This is a genomic window from Stenotrophomonas sp. NPDC077659, assembly GCF_050268705.1.
GTDB lineage: Bacteria > Pseudomonadota > Gammaproteobacteria > Xanthomonadales > Xanthomonadaceae > Stenotrophomonas.
This window is the reverse complement of sequence record NZ_JBNNHG010000099.1, coordinates 1-13948: the sequence shown is the minus strand read 5'-3', so window position 1 is coordinate 13948 and position 13948 is coordinate 1. Positions and strand designations below refer to the sequence as shown.

Genomic DNA, 13948 nt, shown 5'->3' with positions numbered 1-13948 from the left:
GGTTGGGCGTCCTGCCCAACCCGCCCGAGGCATGCCTCGGGCCCATGCGGCTCACGCCCCCGCAACCGGACCCATCCCGCTTTCGACAGTTTCACGCGAGCTGCTGGAACGGCATTCTGCTTTGGTGGGTGCCGACCGTTGGTCGGCACGGGTCGGAACCCATTGTGTGGATGTATGGGGGGATGTCGATTTCTGCGTCTGTGGTTCGTCGAATGGATGACGTTCAACGAGAGCTGCACATTAAGCACTGACACCACGCTGAAAGGCCCGGCCTCGTATTTCCCTTCCATCGAAAAGACCTGCGGCCAGCCGGTGGCGCACTGGCTGGGCCTGTTGGCGAAGCAGCCTGCGCTGAAGCACATGGAACTGGTCAGTTACCTGAAGGCCGAGCACGGCTTGGACCACGGCCATGCCAATGCCCTGGTTGCCCACCACCTCAAGGCCGCGCGCTGACCAGCGCTCCACCGAGCGAAGCGACCCGCTTCTGATCTTTATTTCTTTTCACGTGGCTGGACGCACCCGGAAATCGTCCAGGGCAGGGCGGGTGGGTCGTGCAGGGGCGTGAGCCTATGGATGCGGCGACCGAGCTTACATGGACGTACTTGCAGCGCCCCCTGCACGGCCCACCCGCCCTGCCCACCGCCAGAATGGCAAGCAGTTCGCCGCCCAGCCACGAGGGGCTGCGCCGTTCGCTGGCTGAACGATTTCATCTGCAACTGTCACCCGGATCGTGTCTAATACGCGTCCCCACTGCTGCACCCCCACACCCATGTCCCTCCAATCCCATGGCCCGGCGCCGTGCGACGACGCTGACGGCCACCTGGTCACCGCCGGTCCGTTGACCCCGCCGCCCGACAGCGCCGGTACCCCCGCCGACGAAAAAGCGTTGCGCCACTCCGTCGCCGAGGATGTGCAGGGCATGGTCCTGGCCACGCTCGTGGCCTCGCTGGGCCTGGCCATCTTCGCCAAGGGTGGGCTGATGATCGGCGGCATGGCCGGCGCGGCCCTCCTGCTGCACTACGCCATGGGCTGGAACTTCGGCCTGGTCTTCGTGCTGGTCAACCTGCCGTTCTATTGGGTGGCCGTGCGCCGCATGGGCTGGGAATTCACCCTCAAGACCTTTGCTGCGGTCACCGCCTGCGGCGTGCTCACCGACATTCTGCCCCGCTGGGCCGATTTCTCGCATATCGCCCCGTTGTATTCGGCGCTGGTTGGTGGTGCCCTGTCCGGCCTGGGCATCCTGTTCTTCATCCGCCACCGCGCCAGCCTGGGCGGTATCGGCATCCTGGCGGTGTACCTGCAGCGCACCCGCGGCTGGAGCGCCGGCAAGGTGCAGATGTCCTTCGATGCCTGCCTGATGGTGGCGGCGTTCTTCGTGCTGTCGCCGTCGAAAGTGATGTACTCGGCCATTGGCGCGGTGGTGCTCAGCCTGGTGCTGATGTTCAACCATCGCCCCGGCCGCTACATGGGCGTGTGATCGCGTCCTCCGCGTTCGCCGGGAACGTGTAGATCACCGGCAACATGCAGTAGAGCCACGCCATGCGTGGCTGGCACGGACGCCGATCAACCGCCCGGGACCTGCACCCACGGCGGTGCCAGCTTCAACAGCTGCGCATGCACCGGGCAGTCCTCGGCATGCGCGCCGGGCAGATAGCCCAGGCTCATCAGGAACTCGCCGGTGATCTCGCCGCCGGTGAAGCGGAACGTCTTCTTGAACAGCTTCACCCAGTCGCCCTTGCTGCGTGGGTGGTGCGCATCCAGCCACGCGGCGAAGCTGCCATGGCTGGCGCGCAGCTGCTGGATCACCTGGGCGTTGTGGATCGCGGCCAGAACCTTCAGCCGGTTGCGGATGATGCCCGCGTCCGACAGCAGCCGCTCGATGTCCTGTTCGGCATAGGCCGCCACGCGGTCCACGTCGAAGCCATCGTAGGCCGCGCGGAAGCCCTCGCGCTTCTTCAGGATGGTTTCCCAGCTCAGCCCGGCCTGGTTGATTTCCAGTACCAGCCGCTCGAACAGTTCGCGCTCATCGCGCTGCGGGAAGCCGTATTCATTGGCGTGGTAGAACGCGTGCACCGGGTGGTCCGGGGCGATGCGGCAGTATCCGGACACGGGGTTCTCCTGAAGGACGGACCGCCCATTATGCGCGGCGTGCAGGCGCCGGAGGCGCCCACCGGCTAGAATGGCGCCATGTCTGTAACGCCTACCTCCCTTGCCGATCACCTGCTCGTCGCGCTGCCGTCGCTGATCGACGCCACCTTTGCCCGCAGTGTCGCGCTGATCTGCCAGCACGACGAGAACGGGGCGATGGGCGTGCTGGTCAACCAGCCGTCCGAATATACGCTGGGCGAAGTGCTTTCGCAGATGGACATCACCACCGGTGATGGTGAGCTGCAGGCGCGCATGGTCCTCAACGGCGGCCCGGTCCATCCCGAGCGCGGCTTCGTCATCCACGACGATGCGCGCGACTGGGATTCCAGCCTGCGCGTGGGCGAGGGCCTGTACCTGACCACCTCGCGCGACATCCTCGAAGCGATGGCGCGTGGCGAAGGTCCGGCCAATGCCGTGGTCACCCTGGGCTGCGCCGGCTGGGGGGCAGGGCAGCTGGAAAGCGAGCTGTCCGAGAACAGCTGGCTGACCGTGCCGGCCGATGCCGAGCTGGTGTTCCAGCTGCCGCTGGAGCAGCGCTGGCAGGGCGCGGCCTCGCGTATCGGCGTGGACCTGTTCCGGCTGACCGATTACAGCGGCCATGTCTGAGCCGGCTGCGCCCACTCCGGTTCCTGCCGCCCCGGCCATCCGCCGCGACGGCACCGTGCTGGGGTTCGACGTTGGCTCGCGACGTATCGGCGTGGCCATCGGCAGTGCCTTCGCGGCGCATGCGCGCGCGGTGGCCGTGGTCGATGTGCATGGCAACGGTCCGGACTGGACCGTGATCGAACGCCTGCTCAAGGAATGGAAGCCTGACGGCCTGGTGGTGGGCGATCCGCTCACCCTGGATGGCCAGGACCAGCCCAACCGCAAGCGCGCGCAGGGCTTCGCCCGCCAGCTGCGGGAACGCTTCAAGCTGCCGGTGGCGATGATCGACGAGCGTTCCAGCTCGGTCGAGGCCGCCCGCCGCTTCGCCGTCGAGCGCGCCGAAGGGCGCAAGCGCCGCCGTGATGCGGCTGCGCTCGATGCCGTGGCTGCGGCGGTGATCATCGACCGCTGGCTGTCGTCCCCCGACGACGCCACCCCCATTCCCTGACTGCACGACTCCCGCCATGACTGCCCAGCAACTCGATGCTTCCGGACGCCTGCGCCACCTGCTGACCCTTGAAGGCCTGCCGCGCGAAACCCTGCTGCAGCTGCTCGACCGGGCAGGTCAGATCCGCGATGCCGCCGTCGGCCGCGTCGGCAACAAGCGGCAGGTGCTGGCCGGTTCGGCGGTGTGCACGCTGTTCTTCGAACCCTCCACCCGCACCCGCAGCTCGTTCCAGCTGGCCGCGCAGCGGCTGGGCGCGGACGTGCTGAACTTCGATGCCTCCACCTCGTCCACGCGCAAGGGCGAAACCGCCTGCGACACGTTGAAGAACCTGGAAGCGATGGGCGTACGCGGCTTCGTGGTGCGCCATCCCGATGACGGTGCAGTGGCTGCATTGGCCGCAGCGGCGGGCGAGGGCACCGCCCTGGTCAACGCCGGCGACGGCCGCAGTTCGCACCCGACCCAGGGCCTGCTGGACATGCTGACCCTGCGCCAGGCCAAGGGCCCGGATTTCTCGAAACTGAAGGTCGTGATCGTCGGCGACGTGAAGCATTCGCGCGTGGCCCGCACCGACCTGCACGCACTGCGCACGCTGGGCGTGGGCGAGATCCGCGTGTGCGGCCCGCAGTCGCTGCTGCCCGACGATGAAACCCTGAAGGGCTGCGTGGTCGGCGAGGACTTCGACGCGATGCTGGAAGGCGTGGATGCGCTGATGATGCTGCGCCTGCAGCGCGAACGCATGGAAGAAGGCCTGGTGCCGTCGCTGGAGCAGTACCACGCGCAGTACGGCCTGAACGCCGAACGGCTGGCCCGCGCCGGCAAGGATGCCGCCGTGCTGCATCCGGGCCCGATCAACCGCGGCGTGGAAGTGACCGACGAGGTCGCCGACGGCCCGCAGTCGTGGGTGCTGCGCCAGGTCGCCAACGGCGTCGCCGTGCGCATGGCCGTGCTGGAAACCCTGCTGGGCTGACCGCTGCCCGGGTGGGGGCAGCGCTCTGGTAGGTGCCAACCTTGGTTGGCACACCGCTCTGGTAGATGCCAACCTTGGTTGGCACACCGCTCTGGTAGGTGCCAACCTTGGTTGGCACACGCTTACCCAAAGCCAAGTCATTCCCCGATGTTCACCGCAGGCCCTCACGCCCATGCTTGCGCCCATGAACAGCGCCCGTCTTCTGCTCGGCCGTCACTCCAGCATCGGCCTCAGCTACCTCCTCACCACTGTTGTGCAGGGCCGCGCGCCAATGTTTGCCTGCGACGCTGCTGCAGTGCTGGCGATCCGCGAGTTCCAGCGCCTCGACCAGGAAGGCTTCACCCGCTCGATTGCCTATGTGGTCATGCCTGACCATATCCACTGGCTGGTGGAACTACGCGCAGGAACGTTGGAGAACGTGATGAAACGATTCAAGTCACGTACCGCCCTGCAGGTGAACCGGTCGCTGGGGCGGGTCGGGCGCTTCTGGCAGGCCTGCTATCACGATCATGCGATTCGATCGGATGAATCACTGTATCGGCATGCGATGTATCTGATGGGCAACCCGATCAGGGCTGGATTGGCGACAGAACTGGGGCAATATCGACACGCCTGGTGCGAGTGGGAGCTGAAAGCGCCCGGTGGCCGTCTGAGTTTCCATGGCGTTGACCCATAGTGCCAACCAAGGTTGGCACCTACCAGAAGCTGTGCCGACCAAGGTTGGCACCTACCGAGCGCCGTCGGTCGCTATCGGGCTTCCATGGCGTCGATGTAGGCCAGCTCGTTCACCGATTTCGGGTCGTTCGTTTGAATTTCCAGCACGCGCTCGAAGGTTGCGCGCGCTTTCTTCAACTCGCCCAGTTCGATCAGGGTGAAGCCGATGCCGCGCAGTGCCACCGGGCGGCTGTTGACCGACACGCCGTCGCGATCAATCAGCGCCAGTGCGCGTTCGTAGAAGTCCAGTGCTTCCTTCGGGCGCCGCAGCTGGATCAGCGCAACGCCCATTTCGTTGAAGCTTTCCGGATCAAGCGGTGCCAGTGCCATGGCTTCCTCCAGCACCACGATGGCATCCTCGAAACGGCGTTGCTCCACCCGGATGTACGCCAGCTGCTGGAGGGCCGAGGCACAGGTGATGTCCAGCCATTCGGTGGGCGTGCCGTCGCCGTGCTCGGCCACGTACTGCTCGTACTGCTGGCGCCTGCTGAAGGCGAGGGCGCGCCGCCCAGGCGTGTCGCGCTGCGCGCGGCAATAGGACAGCGGTGCCTGCAGCTGCTGTTCGGCCCCTTTCAGGTCGCCGCTCTGGGTAATGCGCGTGGCTGCGCTGACGTCGTCGCGCAGATGATGGCCCAGGCCACTGTCGACGTTCATTCGTGAGGGTTGCAGCGTGGTCAGCCGGAAGTCGGGTTCCGCTTCCTGTGCCTGCACCTGCGCACTACACGCCAGCAGCACACAAAGTGCTGCCTGCAGCATCCCTGCCTTCATCGTCCCGCCCCTGATGCGCCGCCACCGGCGCCAAGTCCGCAGCCTAGCAGCCCGTGGACCGATCGTCAGCGCTTCTGCGCGAACAACCACGCCCACATCGCCGGGTCGGCGTAGGTCGCGTCCCAGGCATTGTGGTTGCCGTCGGGGTACTCGGTGTAGCGCACGTCACGCGCACCAGCCGCCTCGAACGCTGCATGCAGGCGGCGGTCATCGGCGGGGGGCACCACGTCGTCCTGCGCGCCGTGGAAGATCCAGATCGGGGTCTGCTGCAGGCGCTGCGCGATTGCTGCGTAGGGATCGGCTTCGTGCGCCACCTGTTCGACGAACAGGGTCGGGCGCACCGCGCGCGGGGCCAGCACCGCGCCGCAAACCGGCACGATCGCCGCAAAACGCTGTGGCTCGTCCAAGGCGATGTTCCAGCTTCCGTAGCCGCCCATCGACATGCCGGTCAGGTACTGTCGCGCCGGGTCGGCGCCGAATTCGGCGATGGCGGCATTCAGTGCGGCCAGCGCCACGCGGTTGTTGTGGCCGCTCCACTCCTCTTCCCCAGGCACCTGCGGGAACACCGCCAGCGCCGGGAAGTCGGTCGCATGTTCGCGCAGATAGGAGCCCAACCCTGCATGGGTCTGTTTGACGCCATCGCGACCGCGCTCACCCGAGCCATGCAGGAACAGCACCACCGGCAGCGAACCGGTGGTGCGCGCCGTCGCTGCGGGAATGAAGACCTGGTAATAGGCAGTCTGCCCGTCCACCTTCACCGCGCGTGATTCAAAGTGGCCGCGCGCGCTGTCGGGCGTACTGGCGCAGGCGGCCAGCATCAGCAGGGACAGCAGCGGCAGCCACCGCAGCAACGGACGGACCATGACATTTCCCCAAGGGTTGGAAGCGTTTTCATGGTAGTGCTTCCGCGCCCGTTGGGCATCGTGCAGCGCGTCACTGCGGACGCGGGAAGCTGGCGATGATGTCCAGCTGTTCCTGGGCCTCGGCGTTGCCGTCAGCGGCAGCGGCCTGCACCTGCGCCATGTCCGGGTGCATCACCACCAGCAGCGGGTTCTCGCACACCGGGCAGTCGTACTCGGTGGCGTCCTCATCCAGCTCCATCACCATCGCCCGTGCGTTGCCTTTCCATTCGCAGGCGGCACAGGTGTGCATCTGCTCGCGCCAACCGGGCTGGAAGTAGTTTTCGATCGTGGTGGCCATGGGCGCGTCCGGTCAGTAATGCCGTTGGGGACAGAGCCCTGCTTCGCAGGGATCTGTCCCCAGAGGAGGGGTCAGTGCAGCAGGATGAGGGTGGCCAGGCCGAGGAAGCTGAAGAAGCCCATCACGTCGGTCACCGCGGTCACCACCACGGTGCCGGCCACGGCCGGGTCCACGTTCATGCGCTTGAGCAGCAGCGGCAACAGCACACCCGCCAGCGCGGCGGCCAGGAAGTTGATGATCAGCGCCAGGGCGATCACCAGCGACAGCAGCGCGCTGTGGAACCACACAAACGCGATCACGCCCACCAGCAGGCCGATCAACGTGCCGTTGATCAGCGCCACGCGGGCTTCCTTCCACAGCAGGATGCGCGCATTGCTCTGGCCCACCTGGCCCAGCGCGATGCCGCGCACCATCAGGGTCAGCACCTGCACGGCCGCGTTGCCGCCGACGCCGGCGACGATGGGCATGAGCACCGCCAGTGCCACCACTTTCTGCAGGGTCAGTTCGAACTGGCCGATCACACTGGCGGCGAGGAACGCCGTGCACAGATTGATGCCCAGCCAGACCACGCGGCCGCGCACGGCACGCTTGATCGGCGAGAACAGATCCTCTTCCTCGTCCAGACCGGCGGCGCCCAGCGCCTGGTGCTCGGCCTGCGAACGGATGATGTCCACCACGTCATCGATGGTGATGCGGCCGAGCAGGATGTTGTTGTCGTCCACCACCGGTGCCGACACCCAGTCATGGTCGGAGAACTGCCGGGCGACTTCCTGGTCGCTCTCGCCGACGTCGATGGCCGGCTGCTCATCGTCGATCAACCGATTGATCGGCGTGGTGTCTTCGTGGGTGACCAGCGCGGCCAGCGACACGCGGCCCAGGTACTGGTGGCGGCGGCTGACCACGAACAGGTGGTCGGTGTGGTCGGGCAGTTCGCCGCGCAGGCGCAGGTAGCGCAGCACCACGTCGACGTTGACGTCGGCACGCACGGTCACCACGTCCGGGTTCATCAGACGGCCGGCGCTGTCCTCGGGGTAGGACAGCACCTGTTCCAGGCGCTCGCGGTTCTCGCGGTCCATCGACTTGAGGACCTCGTCGATGACCGTATCGGGGAGGTCTTCGACCAGGTCGGCGAGGTCATCGATGTCCAGGTCTTCGACCGCGGCGATGATTTCGTCCGGGTCCATGTCCGCGAGCAGGCTTTCGCGCACTTCCTCGCCGACGTGGACCAGCACCTCGCCATCATCCTCGGGATCGACCAGCCCCCACACCACTTCGCGTTTGCCGGGCGGCAGCGATTCGAGCAGGTTGCCGATCTCGGCCGGCGCCAGGGTATTGACCAGACGCCGCACCGGACCCAGCCGGCCACTGTCCAGTGCATCGGACAACAGCCGCAGCTGGCGCGCAGTCTTGTCGTGGCGTACAGCCTCAGCCATCGCAGCTCCCGCGGGAAGAGAAAAGCCGCGATCCCGGCAAGGATGCGGCAACAGGGGTGTTCAGCGCGTCATTATCGCAAGCGGATGTTGCAACGCATACCCCGCCGGGTGGGTAGTGCCGGCCGCTGGCCGGCAACATTGCATCTGCCGGTCAGCGGCCGGCACTACCGTTGATGGTCAGACCGCGTCGGCCACCAACGCCAGCCAGCGCTCGATGGCCCGCCGGTCACGTGCGGCCAGCAGTTTCGGTGCGCGTGCGCGCAACGCGCCCAGGTCGGCCTCGCGGATGGCGCGGCGCACCTCCAGCAGCGTGCCCGGGTGCAGGCTGAACTCGGTCAACCCCAGCGCCAGCAGCAGCGGGGCCATGCGCGCATCGCCGGCGATCTCACCACATACCGCCACCGGAATGCGGTGGCGTGCGCCGGTATCGATGACCAGCTGCAGCAGGCGCAGTACCGCCGGGTGCAGCGGCGAATACAGCTCGCCCAGCGCCTCGTTGTTGCGGTCGGCGGCGAGCAGGTACTGCACCAGGTCGTTGGTGCCGATCGACAGGAAGTCGACCAGGTCGATGAAGCTTTCCAGTGCCAACGCGGCGGCGGGCACTTCGATCATCGCGCCCAGCGGCACGTGCTCGGCCACCACATGGCCTTCGCTGCGCAGTTGCTCGCTCAGCTTGAGCATCCGTCGGCGCACCGCCAGCAGCTCCTCGCGGGTACTGACCATCGGCACCAGCACGCGCAGCCTGCCGTAGGCCGAGGCGCGCAGGATCGCGCGCAGCTGGGTGTCGGACACCTTCGGTCGCGCCAGCGACAGGCGCACGCCACGCAGGCCCAGGGCCGGGTTTTCCTCGTTGCTCAGGGTCAGCCCGGTGCGGTCGGCCTTGTCCGCGCCCAGGTCGAGGGTGCGGATGGTGACTGGCCGCCCGCTCATGCCCAGGGCGGCGTCACGGTAGGTCTGGAACTGCTCTTCCTCATCCGGCAGCTCGTTGCGCTGCAGGAACAGGAATTCGGTGCGGTACAGGCCAAGCCCCTGTGCGCCCAGCGCATGCGCCTGGGTCACGTCTTCCAGCGACTCGGCATTGGCCAGCAGGGCGATGTCGACCTGGTCGCGGGTACGGCTGGGCTTGCTGCGCAGGCGGCCGAGCTCGCGCTGCTCGCGCGCATGTTCCTTCAGGCGCACGCGGTAGTCGCGCAGGTTGTCGGCCTGCGGGTTGACGGTGATGCTGCCATCGGCGCCATCGATGATGAGCACGTCGCCATCGGCGATGCGGCTGAGCAGCTGCGGCACGTTGACGATGAGCGGCAGGTGCAGGCTGCGGGCGAGGATCGCACTGTGCGACAGCGCACTGCCGGCGGCGGTGACGATGCCGACCACGCCCTGCGCCTGCAGCTGGGCCAGCTCGGAAGGGGCGATGTTGTCGCAGACCAGGATCTCGCCGGCCAGGCCCTTCACTGCCGGCGGGCGTTCCGGCTGCAGGAAGGCGTGGAGGCGACCAATGACGTGGTCCAGGTCGTCCATGCGGCTCTTCAGGTAGGCATCGTCCATGCCATCGAAGACTTTGGCCAGGCGGTCGCGCTGCAGGCGCAGCGCGTAGCCGGCACTGTACGGGCCGCTGCGGATCAGTTCGTCCAGGCCATACAGCAGCTCGGGGTCATCCAGCAGCAGGGCATGCAGGTCGAGGAACTCACCGACATCCTGGCTCAGGGCGCCGTGCAGGCGCTGGCGCAGCTCATGCATTTCCGCGCGCGCTGCATCCAGGGCACGGTGCAGACGGGCCAGTTCGGCCTCCACCTGCTGCGGCGCGACGCGTTGTTCGGCCACTTCCAGCGCATGCGGCAGGCGCACCCGCGCCCGTCCCATCGCCGAACCCCGTGCGGCGCCGTGGCCGGCCAGCAGCTGTACCGGCCGTTGGCCGGTGGCAGGTTGGCCGGCACGTGCGCGCGGCACGCTCAGCTGTCCTCGTCGAAGCGGCGCTCGAACAGGTCGACCACGGCGTCCATCGCCGCGGCTTCATCCTCGCCGTTGATGCGGATGGTGACCGGGGTGCCCTGGCCGGCGGCCAGCAGCATCACACCCATGATGCTCTTGGCGTTGATCTCACGACCCTTGGCGGCCATGGTCACGTTGCAGCGGAATGGGGCCAGCGTCTGCACCAGCTTGGCGGTGGCCCGGGCATGCAGGCCCAGGCGGTTGCTCACGGTGAGTTCTCGTTCAAGCATCGTCGACTATCGCTCCATTACGGGTGCCCGCCGCGGCTGTGGCGGGCAGTTGATCCAGTCCCTGTTCCGGATAATTCATCACCCGCAGCAACATCGGCAGACTCAGCGCCGACACCCGGCGAACCGGGGTTCCCAGCCGGGCCAGTTGCCCGGCAAGGTTGGCGGGGCTGGCGCCGTACAGGTCGGTCAGGATCAGCACGCCCTCACCCCCATCCACCCGGCGCAAGGCAGCCGAAGCGAGTGGGAGAAGGGCATCCAGGTCTGCGTCGAACGGTACTTCGAAAGCTTCGGTTTTCAGCGGCAACTGCCGCAGAAGCCGGGTCGCCACCTCAAGCACGGCGGTCCCGACCCCAGGATGTGTTACGAGGAGAATGCCACAGGTCATTACTGCACGTTAACAGGTCAAGGTGAATTGGCGATAGCAGCAGGAGAGGGGCACTGTGTCCCGTATTCAGCGTTGCCGGGGTCGGATCCCTGTTCCTCGGGAAAATGGCTCTGACGCCATTCCCTCTGCCCCCCATCCACGCATGGCGTGGATCTACTGTGTCGACCAAGGTCGACACCTGCCAGCCGCCCCGCCATCCCACGTAAACCAGCTCTTGCCGTTGACGTTGCGGTTGCATCTGCGGGTGCCGGGCGCTGCCCGGCTTCCCTCAATCCTGTTCGCGGTGGTAGGTGGCCACGTCGTCCCAGCCACGCTCGCGGGCGTGCCGTGCCATGCGTTCGGCCAGGTACACCGAACGATGCTTGCCGCCGGTGCAGCCGAAGGCCACGGTGACGTAGCTGCGGGTGCCATCGCCCAGCTTGGGCAGCCAGGTATCGAGGAAGTCCATCAGCTGGGCCAGGTAGCGCTGTACGTCCGGCTGCGCTTCAAGGTACTCGCGCACGCCCGGCTCGCGGCCGCTCAGCGCACGCAGGTCCGGGTCCCAGTGCGGGTTGGGCAGCACACGTGCATCGAACACGAAGTCGGCCTCCGCTGGTACGCCGCGCTTGTAGGCGAACGATTCGAACAGCAGCGACAGGCGCGTGGCGTGGTCCATCGCGAACTCGGTGATGATCCGCCGGCGCAGCTGGTGGACGTTCAACGTGCTGGTATCGATGACCACGTCTGCCTCGCGGCGCAGCGGTGCGATCAGTTCGCGCTCGCGGGCAATCGCTTCGGGCAGGGACAGGCCCAGCTGGCTCAGCGGATGGCGGCGACGGGTGTCAGCGTAGCGCTTGAGCATTGTCTCGTCGCTGGCCTCGAAGTACAGCACGCGGGTCTGCACGCCGGCATCGGTGGCCAGCTTGCGCCAGTCGGCCAACTGGCTCAGATCAGCCTGGCCGCGGACGTCGATGCCCACCGCCAGCCGGCGCGGCGCGCCGCCGTCATGGTTGTCCAGCACGCTGCGTACGAAATCCGGCAACAGCTGGATCGGCAGGTTGTCCGAACAGTAGTAGTCCTGATCCTCGAAGGTCTTCAGGGCGACGGATTTACCCGAGCCGGACAGGCCGCTGACGATGATCAGGGTCGGGGCGGTGGGGGTGGGGGTGCTCATGGACAGGCTCTTGGTCGTGGGGCTCAGGGCGTTCGCCGTTCCAGCAGATTGCTGTGGCGGGCGATGAACATCGCCGCCGGGTCGATACCCTTGGTGCGCAGAATGTGCAGGCGGGTGGCCGCCTCGGTCAGCACCGCCAGGTTGCGGCCGGGCATCACCGGCAGGGTGATCAGCGGCACGTCCAGGTCCAGCACGTGGCGGGTGCCCGAATCGCCGGTCAGGCGCTCGTAGCCGTGTGGCGTCGGCTCGGTCATCGGCTTGGTCAGGTGGACGATCAGCCGAAGGTACTTGTTCTTCTTTACCGCCGTATCACCGAACATCTCGCGCACGTTCAGCACGCCCAGGCCGCGCACTTCCAGCAGGTCCTGCAGCAGTTCCGGGCAGGTGCCGTCGAGCACGTCCGGGGCGATCTGGGTAAATTCGGGGGCATCGTCGGCCACCAGGCGGTGGCCGCGGCTGAGCAGTTCCAGCGCCAGCTCGCTCTTGCCCGATCCGGCCTCGCCGGTGATCAGCACGCCGATGGAGTAGATCTCCATGAACACGCCATGCAGGATGACCCGCGGTGCCAGCGTGCGCGCCAGGTGATAGGACAGGTGGTTGAGCAGTTCGTGGCCGCGTTTGGGCGACAGCCACAGCGGCGTGCCGGATTCATCGGCGGCCGCGCGCAGGTCTTCCGGGCAGGCCTGGTTGCGGGTCAGTACCAGCGCCAGCGGGTGCGACTGCATGATCTTCTCGATCGTTTCCCAGCGCTGGCGCGGTTCCAGCGCGTCCAGCCAGGACAGTTCCTCGGTCCCGAGGATCTGCACCTTGTTGGGGTAGATCGCATTGAGGTAGCCGGCCAGCGAAGGGCGCCGGGAGACCGTGTTGCCGGCTTCCAGCTCACGCTTCTCGCCGGTCTTGCCGGCGGCCCAGCGCAGGCCCAGCCGCTCGCGCTGCTGGTCGAACAGTTCGCGTGCGGTGATGCTGGTATTCATGCGGCGCTCGCCGGAGGGGTGAGGTCCAGGGCCTCGCGCAATGCCCGCGCATCGCCTGCCGCGCGCAGTGCGGCGCGTATGGACGGCGTCGAGAACAGCTCGGCCAGTTCGGACAGCAGCATCAGGTGCTGGTGGGTGTAATGGGCGGGGACGGCGATGGCGAACACCAGGTCCACCGGTTCATCGCCGCCGAAATCGACCGGGGTCTGCAACCGCAGCAGGGCGCCGCGGGGACGGTCCAGGGCAGGGGCACGGCCGTGGGGAATGGCGATGCCGCAACCGATGGCCGTACTGCCCAGTGCTTCGCGTTGGCACAGGTTGAGGTAGATCTGTTCGGCGTTGGCCTGGCGGCAGGCCAGCAACCCGGCGGCGGCCTGCAGGACGCTGTCGCGGTCGGTGGCCGTGCAGAGCTGGGTCTGCACGGCCGCCAGGAGGTCAGTCAGGGGCATGTCTGCGGGAAACGGTGGCGATCAGCCGCCATTGTCGCCCACCGGCAGGGGGGCGTGCTGCTGTTTTTTCTCCTTGTGCTTGATCACCAGACGGTCCAGCTTGTCCGCCAGGACGTCGATGGCGGCATACATGGTCTGGCCGCCGGCTTCGGCATGCAGGGTCTGCCCGGGAATATTGAGGCTGGCGTCGACGTGGTGTTCGGTCTTCTGCAGCTTGAGGGTTACCCGCGCTTCGCAGTGCTGGTCGAAGTGCTTTCCGACCCGGGCCAGCTTTTCTTCAACATACGACTGCAGGGCCGGGGTGACTTCGACATCTTTGCCAAACGTTTCGATGCGCATCGGGTTTCTCCTGTGTTCGGATGTGCCAATGAACCTCTCCGCCGGGCGCGGCGGGTCCATCGACATGCCGTAGCTGCCGTAGGCGTACTGGAACAGCGCGCCCTTG

Annotated in this window: 18 protein-coding genes; 6 read left to right on the top strand and 12 right to left on the bottom strand. The window is 66.9% G+C overall.

Annotated elements, in window-relative coordinates:
* Positions 1–216: 216 nt before the first annotated feature.
* A complete protein-coding gene (locus ACQKDV_RS13775; protein ID WP_427784370.1) occupies positions 217–453 on the top strand; it encodes a DUF4287 domain-containing protein in 237 nt (78 codons plus the stop codon).
* A gap of 316 nt (positions 454–769) precedes the next feature.
* Positions 770–1477, top strand: a complete 708-nt coding sequence (locus tag ACQKDV_RS13770; protein WP_427784369.1) for a YitT family protein — start codon at positions 770–772, stop codon at positions 1475–1477.
* Positions 1478–1563: 86 nt separating this feature from the next.
* Here ACQKDV_RS13770 and ACQKDV_RS13765 read toward each other — a convergent pair whose 3' ends face one another.
* Positions 1564–2109, bottom strand: coding sequence for a DNA-3-methyladenine glycosylase I (locus tag ACQKDV_RS13765; protein WP_427784368.1), 546 nt, complete (start codon positions 2107–2109; stop codon positions 1564–1566).
* Positions 2110–2187: 78 nt separating this feature from the next.
* Here ACQKDV_RS13765 and ACQKDV_RS13760 point away from each other — a divergent pair, with 78 nt between their 5' ends.
* The 4 genes from ACQKDV_RS13760 to ACQKDV_RS13745 all read left to right on the top strand — a co-directional run bounded on the left by ACQKDV_RS13760 (position 2188) and on the right by ACQKDV_RS13745 (position 4884).
* The gene (locus ACQKDV_RS13760; protein WP_427784366.1) at positions 2188–2754 is read left to right on the top strand and encodes a YqgE/AlgH family protein; all 567 of its coding nucleotides are present in this window, start codon (positions 2188–2190) and stop codon (positions 2752–2754) included.
* Positions 2747–3241: a Holliday junction resolvase RuvX gene (ruvX, locus tag ACQKDV_RS13755; RefSeq protein ID WP_427784364.1), complete on the top strand. Its 495-nt coding sequence runs from the start codon at positions 2747–2749 to the stop codon at positions 3239–3241. The genes ACQKDV_RS13760 and ruvX overlap by 8 nt, the downstream gene beginning before the upstream one ends.
* Positions 3242–3257: 16 nt before the next feature.
* Entirely contained in the window at positions 3258–4208 is a 951-nt protein-coding gene (locus tag ACQKDV_RS13750; RefSeq protein WP_324809311.1) for an aspartate carbamoyltransferase catalytic subunit, read from the top strand.
* Between the two features lie 184 nt (positions 4209–4392).
* Positions 4393–4884, top strand: coding sequence for an REP-associated tyrosine transposase (locus tag ACQKDV_RS13745; RefSeq protein ID WP_427784362.1), 492 nt, complete (start codon positions 4393–4395; stop codon positions 4882–4884).
* A gap of 71 nt (positions 4885–4955) precedes the next feature.
* On the opposite strand, the gene ACQKDV_RS13740 is transcribed toward ACQKDV_RS13745, so the two are convergent.
* The 11 genes from ACQKDV_RS13740 to hpf form a co-directional block, all read right to left on the bottom strand.
* On the bottom strand, positions 4956–5678 hold the full coding sequence (locus tag ACQKDV_RS13740; protein WP_427784360.1) for a tetratricopeptide repeat protein: 723 nt from the start codon (positions 5676–5678) through the stop codon (positions 4956–4958).
* Between the two features lie 77 nt (positions 5679–5755).
* Positions 5756–6553 carry a prolyl oligopeptidase family serine peptidase gene (locus ACQKDV_RS13735; protein ID WP_427784359.1) on the bottom strand — a complete coding sequence of 266 codons (798 nt, stop codon included), beginning with the start codon at positions 6551–6553 and terminating at the stop codon, positions 5756–5758.
* A 70-nt stretch (positions 6554–6623) separates the two neighbouring features.
* On the bottom strand, positions 6624–6890 hold the full coding sequence (locus ACQKDV_RS13730) for a hypothetical protein (RefSeq protein WP_427784358.1): 267 nt from the start codon (positions 6888–6890) through the stop codon (positions 6624–6626).
* A gap of 71 nt (positions 6891–6961) precedes the next feature.
* Positions 6962–8323: a magnesium transporter gene (gene mgtE / locus ACQKDV_RS13725; protein WP_427784357.1), complete on the bottom strand. Its 1362-nt coding sequence runs from the start codon at positions 8321–8323 to the stop codon at positions 6962–6964.
* A 177-nt stretch (positions 8324–8500) separates the two neighbouring features.
* Positions 8501–10270, bottom strand: coding sequence for a phosphoenolpyruvate--protein phosphotransferase (gene ptsP, locus ACQKDV_RS13720; RefSeq protein ID WP_427784356.1), 1770 nt, complete (start codon positions 10268–10270; stop codon positions 8501–8503).
* A 2-nt stretch (positions 10271–10272) separates the two neighbouring features.
* Positions 10273–10542 carry an HPr family phosphocarrier protein gene (locus ACQKDV_RS13715; protein ID WP_324809300.1) on the bottom strand — a complete coding sequence of 90 codons (270 nt, stop codon included), beginning with the start codon at positions 10540–10542 and terminating at the stop codon, positions 10273–10275.
* Positions 10535–10927 carry a PTS sugar transporter subunit IIA gene (locus ACQKDV_RS13710; RefSeq protein WP_427784354.1) on the bottom strand — a complete coding sequence of 131 codons (393 nt, stop codon included), beginning with the start codon at positions 10925–10927 and terminating at the stop codon, positions 10535–10537. Before ACQKDV_RS13710 ends, ACQKDV_RS13715 begins: the two co-directional genes overlap by 8 nt.
* 268 nt (positions 10928–11195) lie before the next feature.
* Positions 11196–12080: an RNase adapter RapZ gene (gene rapZ, locus ACQKDV_RS13705; RefSeq protein WP_427784352.1), complete on the bottom strand. Its 885-nt coding sequence runs from the start codon at positions 12078–12080 to the stop codon at positions 11196–11198.
* A gap of 23 nt (positions 12081–12103) precedes the next feature.
* Positions 12104–13054 (bottom strand): HPr(Ser) kinase/phosphatase, encoded by a 951-nt coding sequence (hprK, locus tag ACQKDV_RS13700; protein WP_427784351.1) that lies wholly within the window; start codon positions 13052–13054, stop codon positions 12104–12106.
* The gene (locus ACQKDV_RS13695) at positions 13051–13503 is read right to left on the bottom strand and encodes a PTS sugar transporter subunit IIA (RefSeq protein WP_427784350.1); all 453 of its coding nucleotides are present in this window, start codon (positions 13501–13503) and stop codon (positions 13051–13053) included. Before ACQKDV_RS13695 ends, hprK begins: the two co-directional genes overlap by 4 nt.
* A gap of 21 nt (positions 13504–13524) precedes the next feature.
* The gene (gene hpf, locus ACQKDV_RS13690) at positions 13525–13842 is read right to left on the bottom strand and encodes a ribosome hibernation-promoting factor, HPF/YfiA family (RefSeq protein ID WP_079220898.1); all 318 of its coding nucleotides are present in this window, start codon (positions 13840–13842) and stop codon (positions 13525–13527) included.
* Positions 13843–13948: the final 106 nt, after the last annotated feature.

What these genes read in the sequence shown, in the direction of transcription:
- ACQKDV_RS13710 (WP_427784354.1), bottom strand. Translation starts at nt 10,927, where the DNA reads ATGACCTGTGGCATTCTCCTCGTAACACATCCTGGGGTCGGGACCGCC.
- ACQKDV_RS13760 (WP_427784366.1), top strand. Translation starts at nt 2,188, where the DNA reads ATGTCTGTAACGCCTACCTCCCTTGCCGATCACCTGCTCGTCGCGCTG.
- hpf (WP_079220898.1), bottom strand. Translation starts at nt 13,842, where the DNA reads ATGCGCATCGAAACGTTTGGCAAAGATGTCGAAGTCACCCCGGCCCTG.
- rapZ (WP_427784352.1), bottom strand. Translation starts at nt 12,080, where the DNA reads ATGAGCACCCCCACCCCCACCGCCCCGACCCTGATCATCGTCAGCGGC.
- ACQKDV_RS13730 (WP_427784358.1), bottom strand. Translation starts at nt 6,890, where the DNA reads ATGGCCACCACGATCGAAAACTACTTCCAGCCCGGTTGGCGCGAGCAG.
- ACQKDV_RS13715 (WP_324809300.1), bottom strand. Translation starts at nt 10,542, where the DNA reads ATGCTTGAACGAGAACTCACCGTGAGCAACCGCCTGGGCCTGCATGCC.
- ACQKDV_RS13735 (WP_427784359.1), bottom strand. Translation starts at nt 6,553, where the DNA reads ATGGTCCGTCCGTTGCTGCGGTGGCTGCCGCTGCTGTCCCTGCTGATG.
- ACQKDV_RS13740 (WP_427784360.1), bottom strand. Translation starts at nt 5,678, where the DNA reads ATGCTGCAGGCAGCACTTTGTGTGCTGCTGGCGTGTAGTGCGCAGGTG.
- ACQKDV_RS13695 (WP_427784350.1), bottom strand. Translation starts at nt 13,503, where the DNA reads ATGCCCCTGACTGACCTCCTGGCGGCCGTGCAGACCCAGCTCTGCACG.
- ACQKDV_RS13770 (WP_427784369.1), top strand. Translation starts at nt 770, where the DNA reads ATGTCCCTCCAATCCCATGGCCCGGCGCCGTGCGACGACGCTGACGGC.
- ACQKDV_RS13775 (WP_427784370.1), top strand. Translation starts at nt 217, where the DNA reads ATGACGTTCAACGAGAGCTGCACATTAAGCACTGACACCACGCTGAAA.
- hprK (WP_427784351.1), bottom strand. Translation starts at nt 13,054, where the DNA reads ATGAATACCAGCATCACCGCACGCGAACTGTTCGACCAGCAGCGCGAG.
- mgtE (WP_427784357.1), bottom strand. Translation starts at nt 8,323, where the DNA reads ATGGCTGAGGCTGTACGCCACGACAAGACTGCGCGCCAGCTGCGGCTG.
- ACQKDV_RS13745 (WP_427784362.1), top strand. Translation starts at nt 4,393, where the DNA reads ATGAACAGCGCCCGTCTTCTGCTCGGCCGTCACTCCAGCATCGGCCTC.
- ACQKDV_RS13750 (WP_324809311.1), top strand. Translation starts at nt 3,258, where the DNA reads ATGACTGCCCAGCAACTCGATGCTTCCGGACGCCTGCGCCACCTGCTG.
- ruvX (WP_427784364.1), top strand. Translation starts at nt 2,747, where the DNA reads ATGTCTGAGCCGGCTGCGCCCACTCCGGTTCCTGCCGCCCCGGCCATC.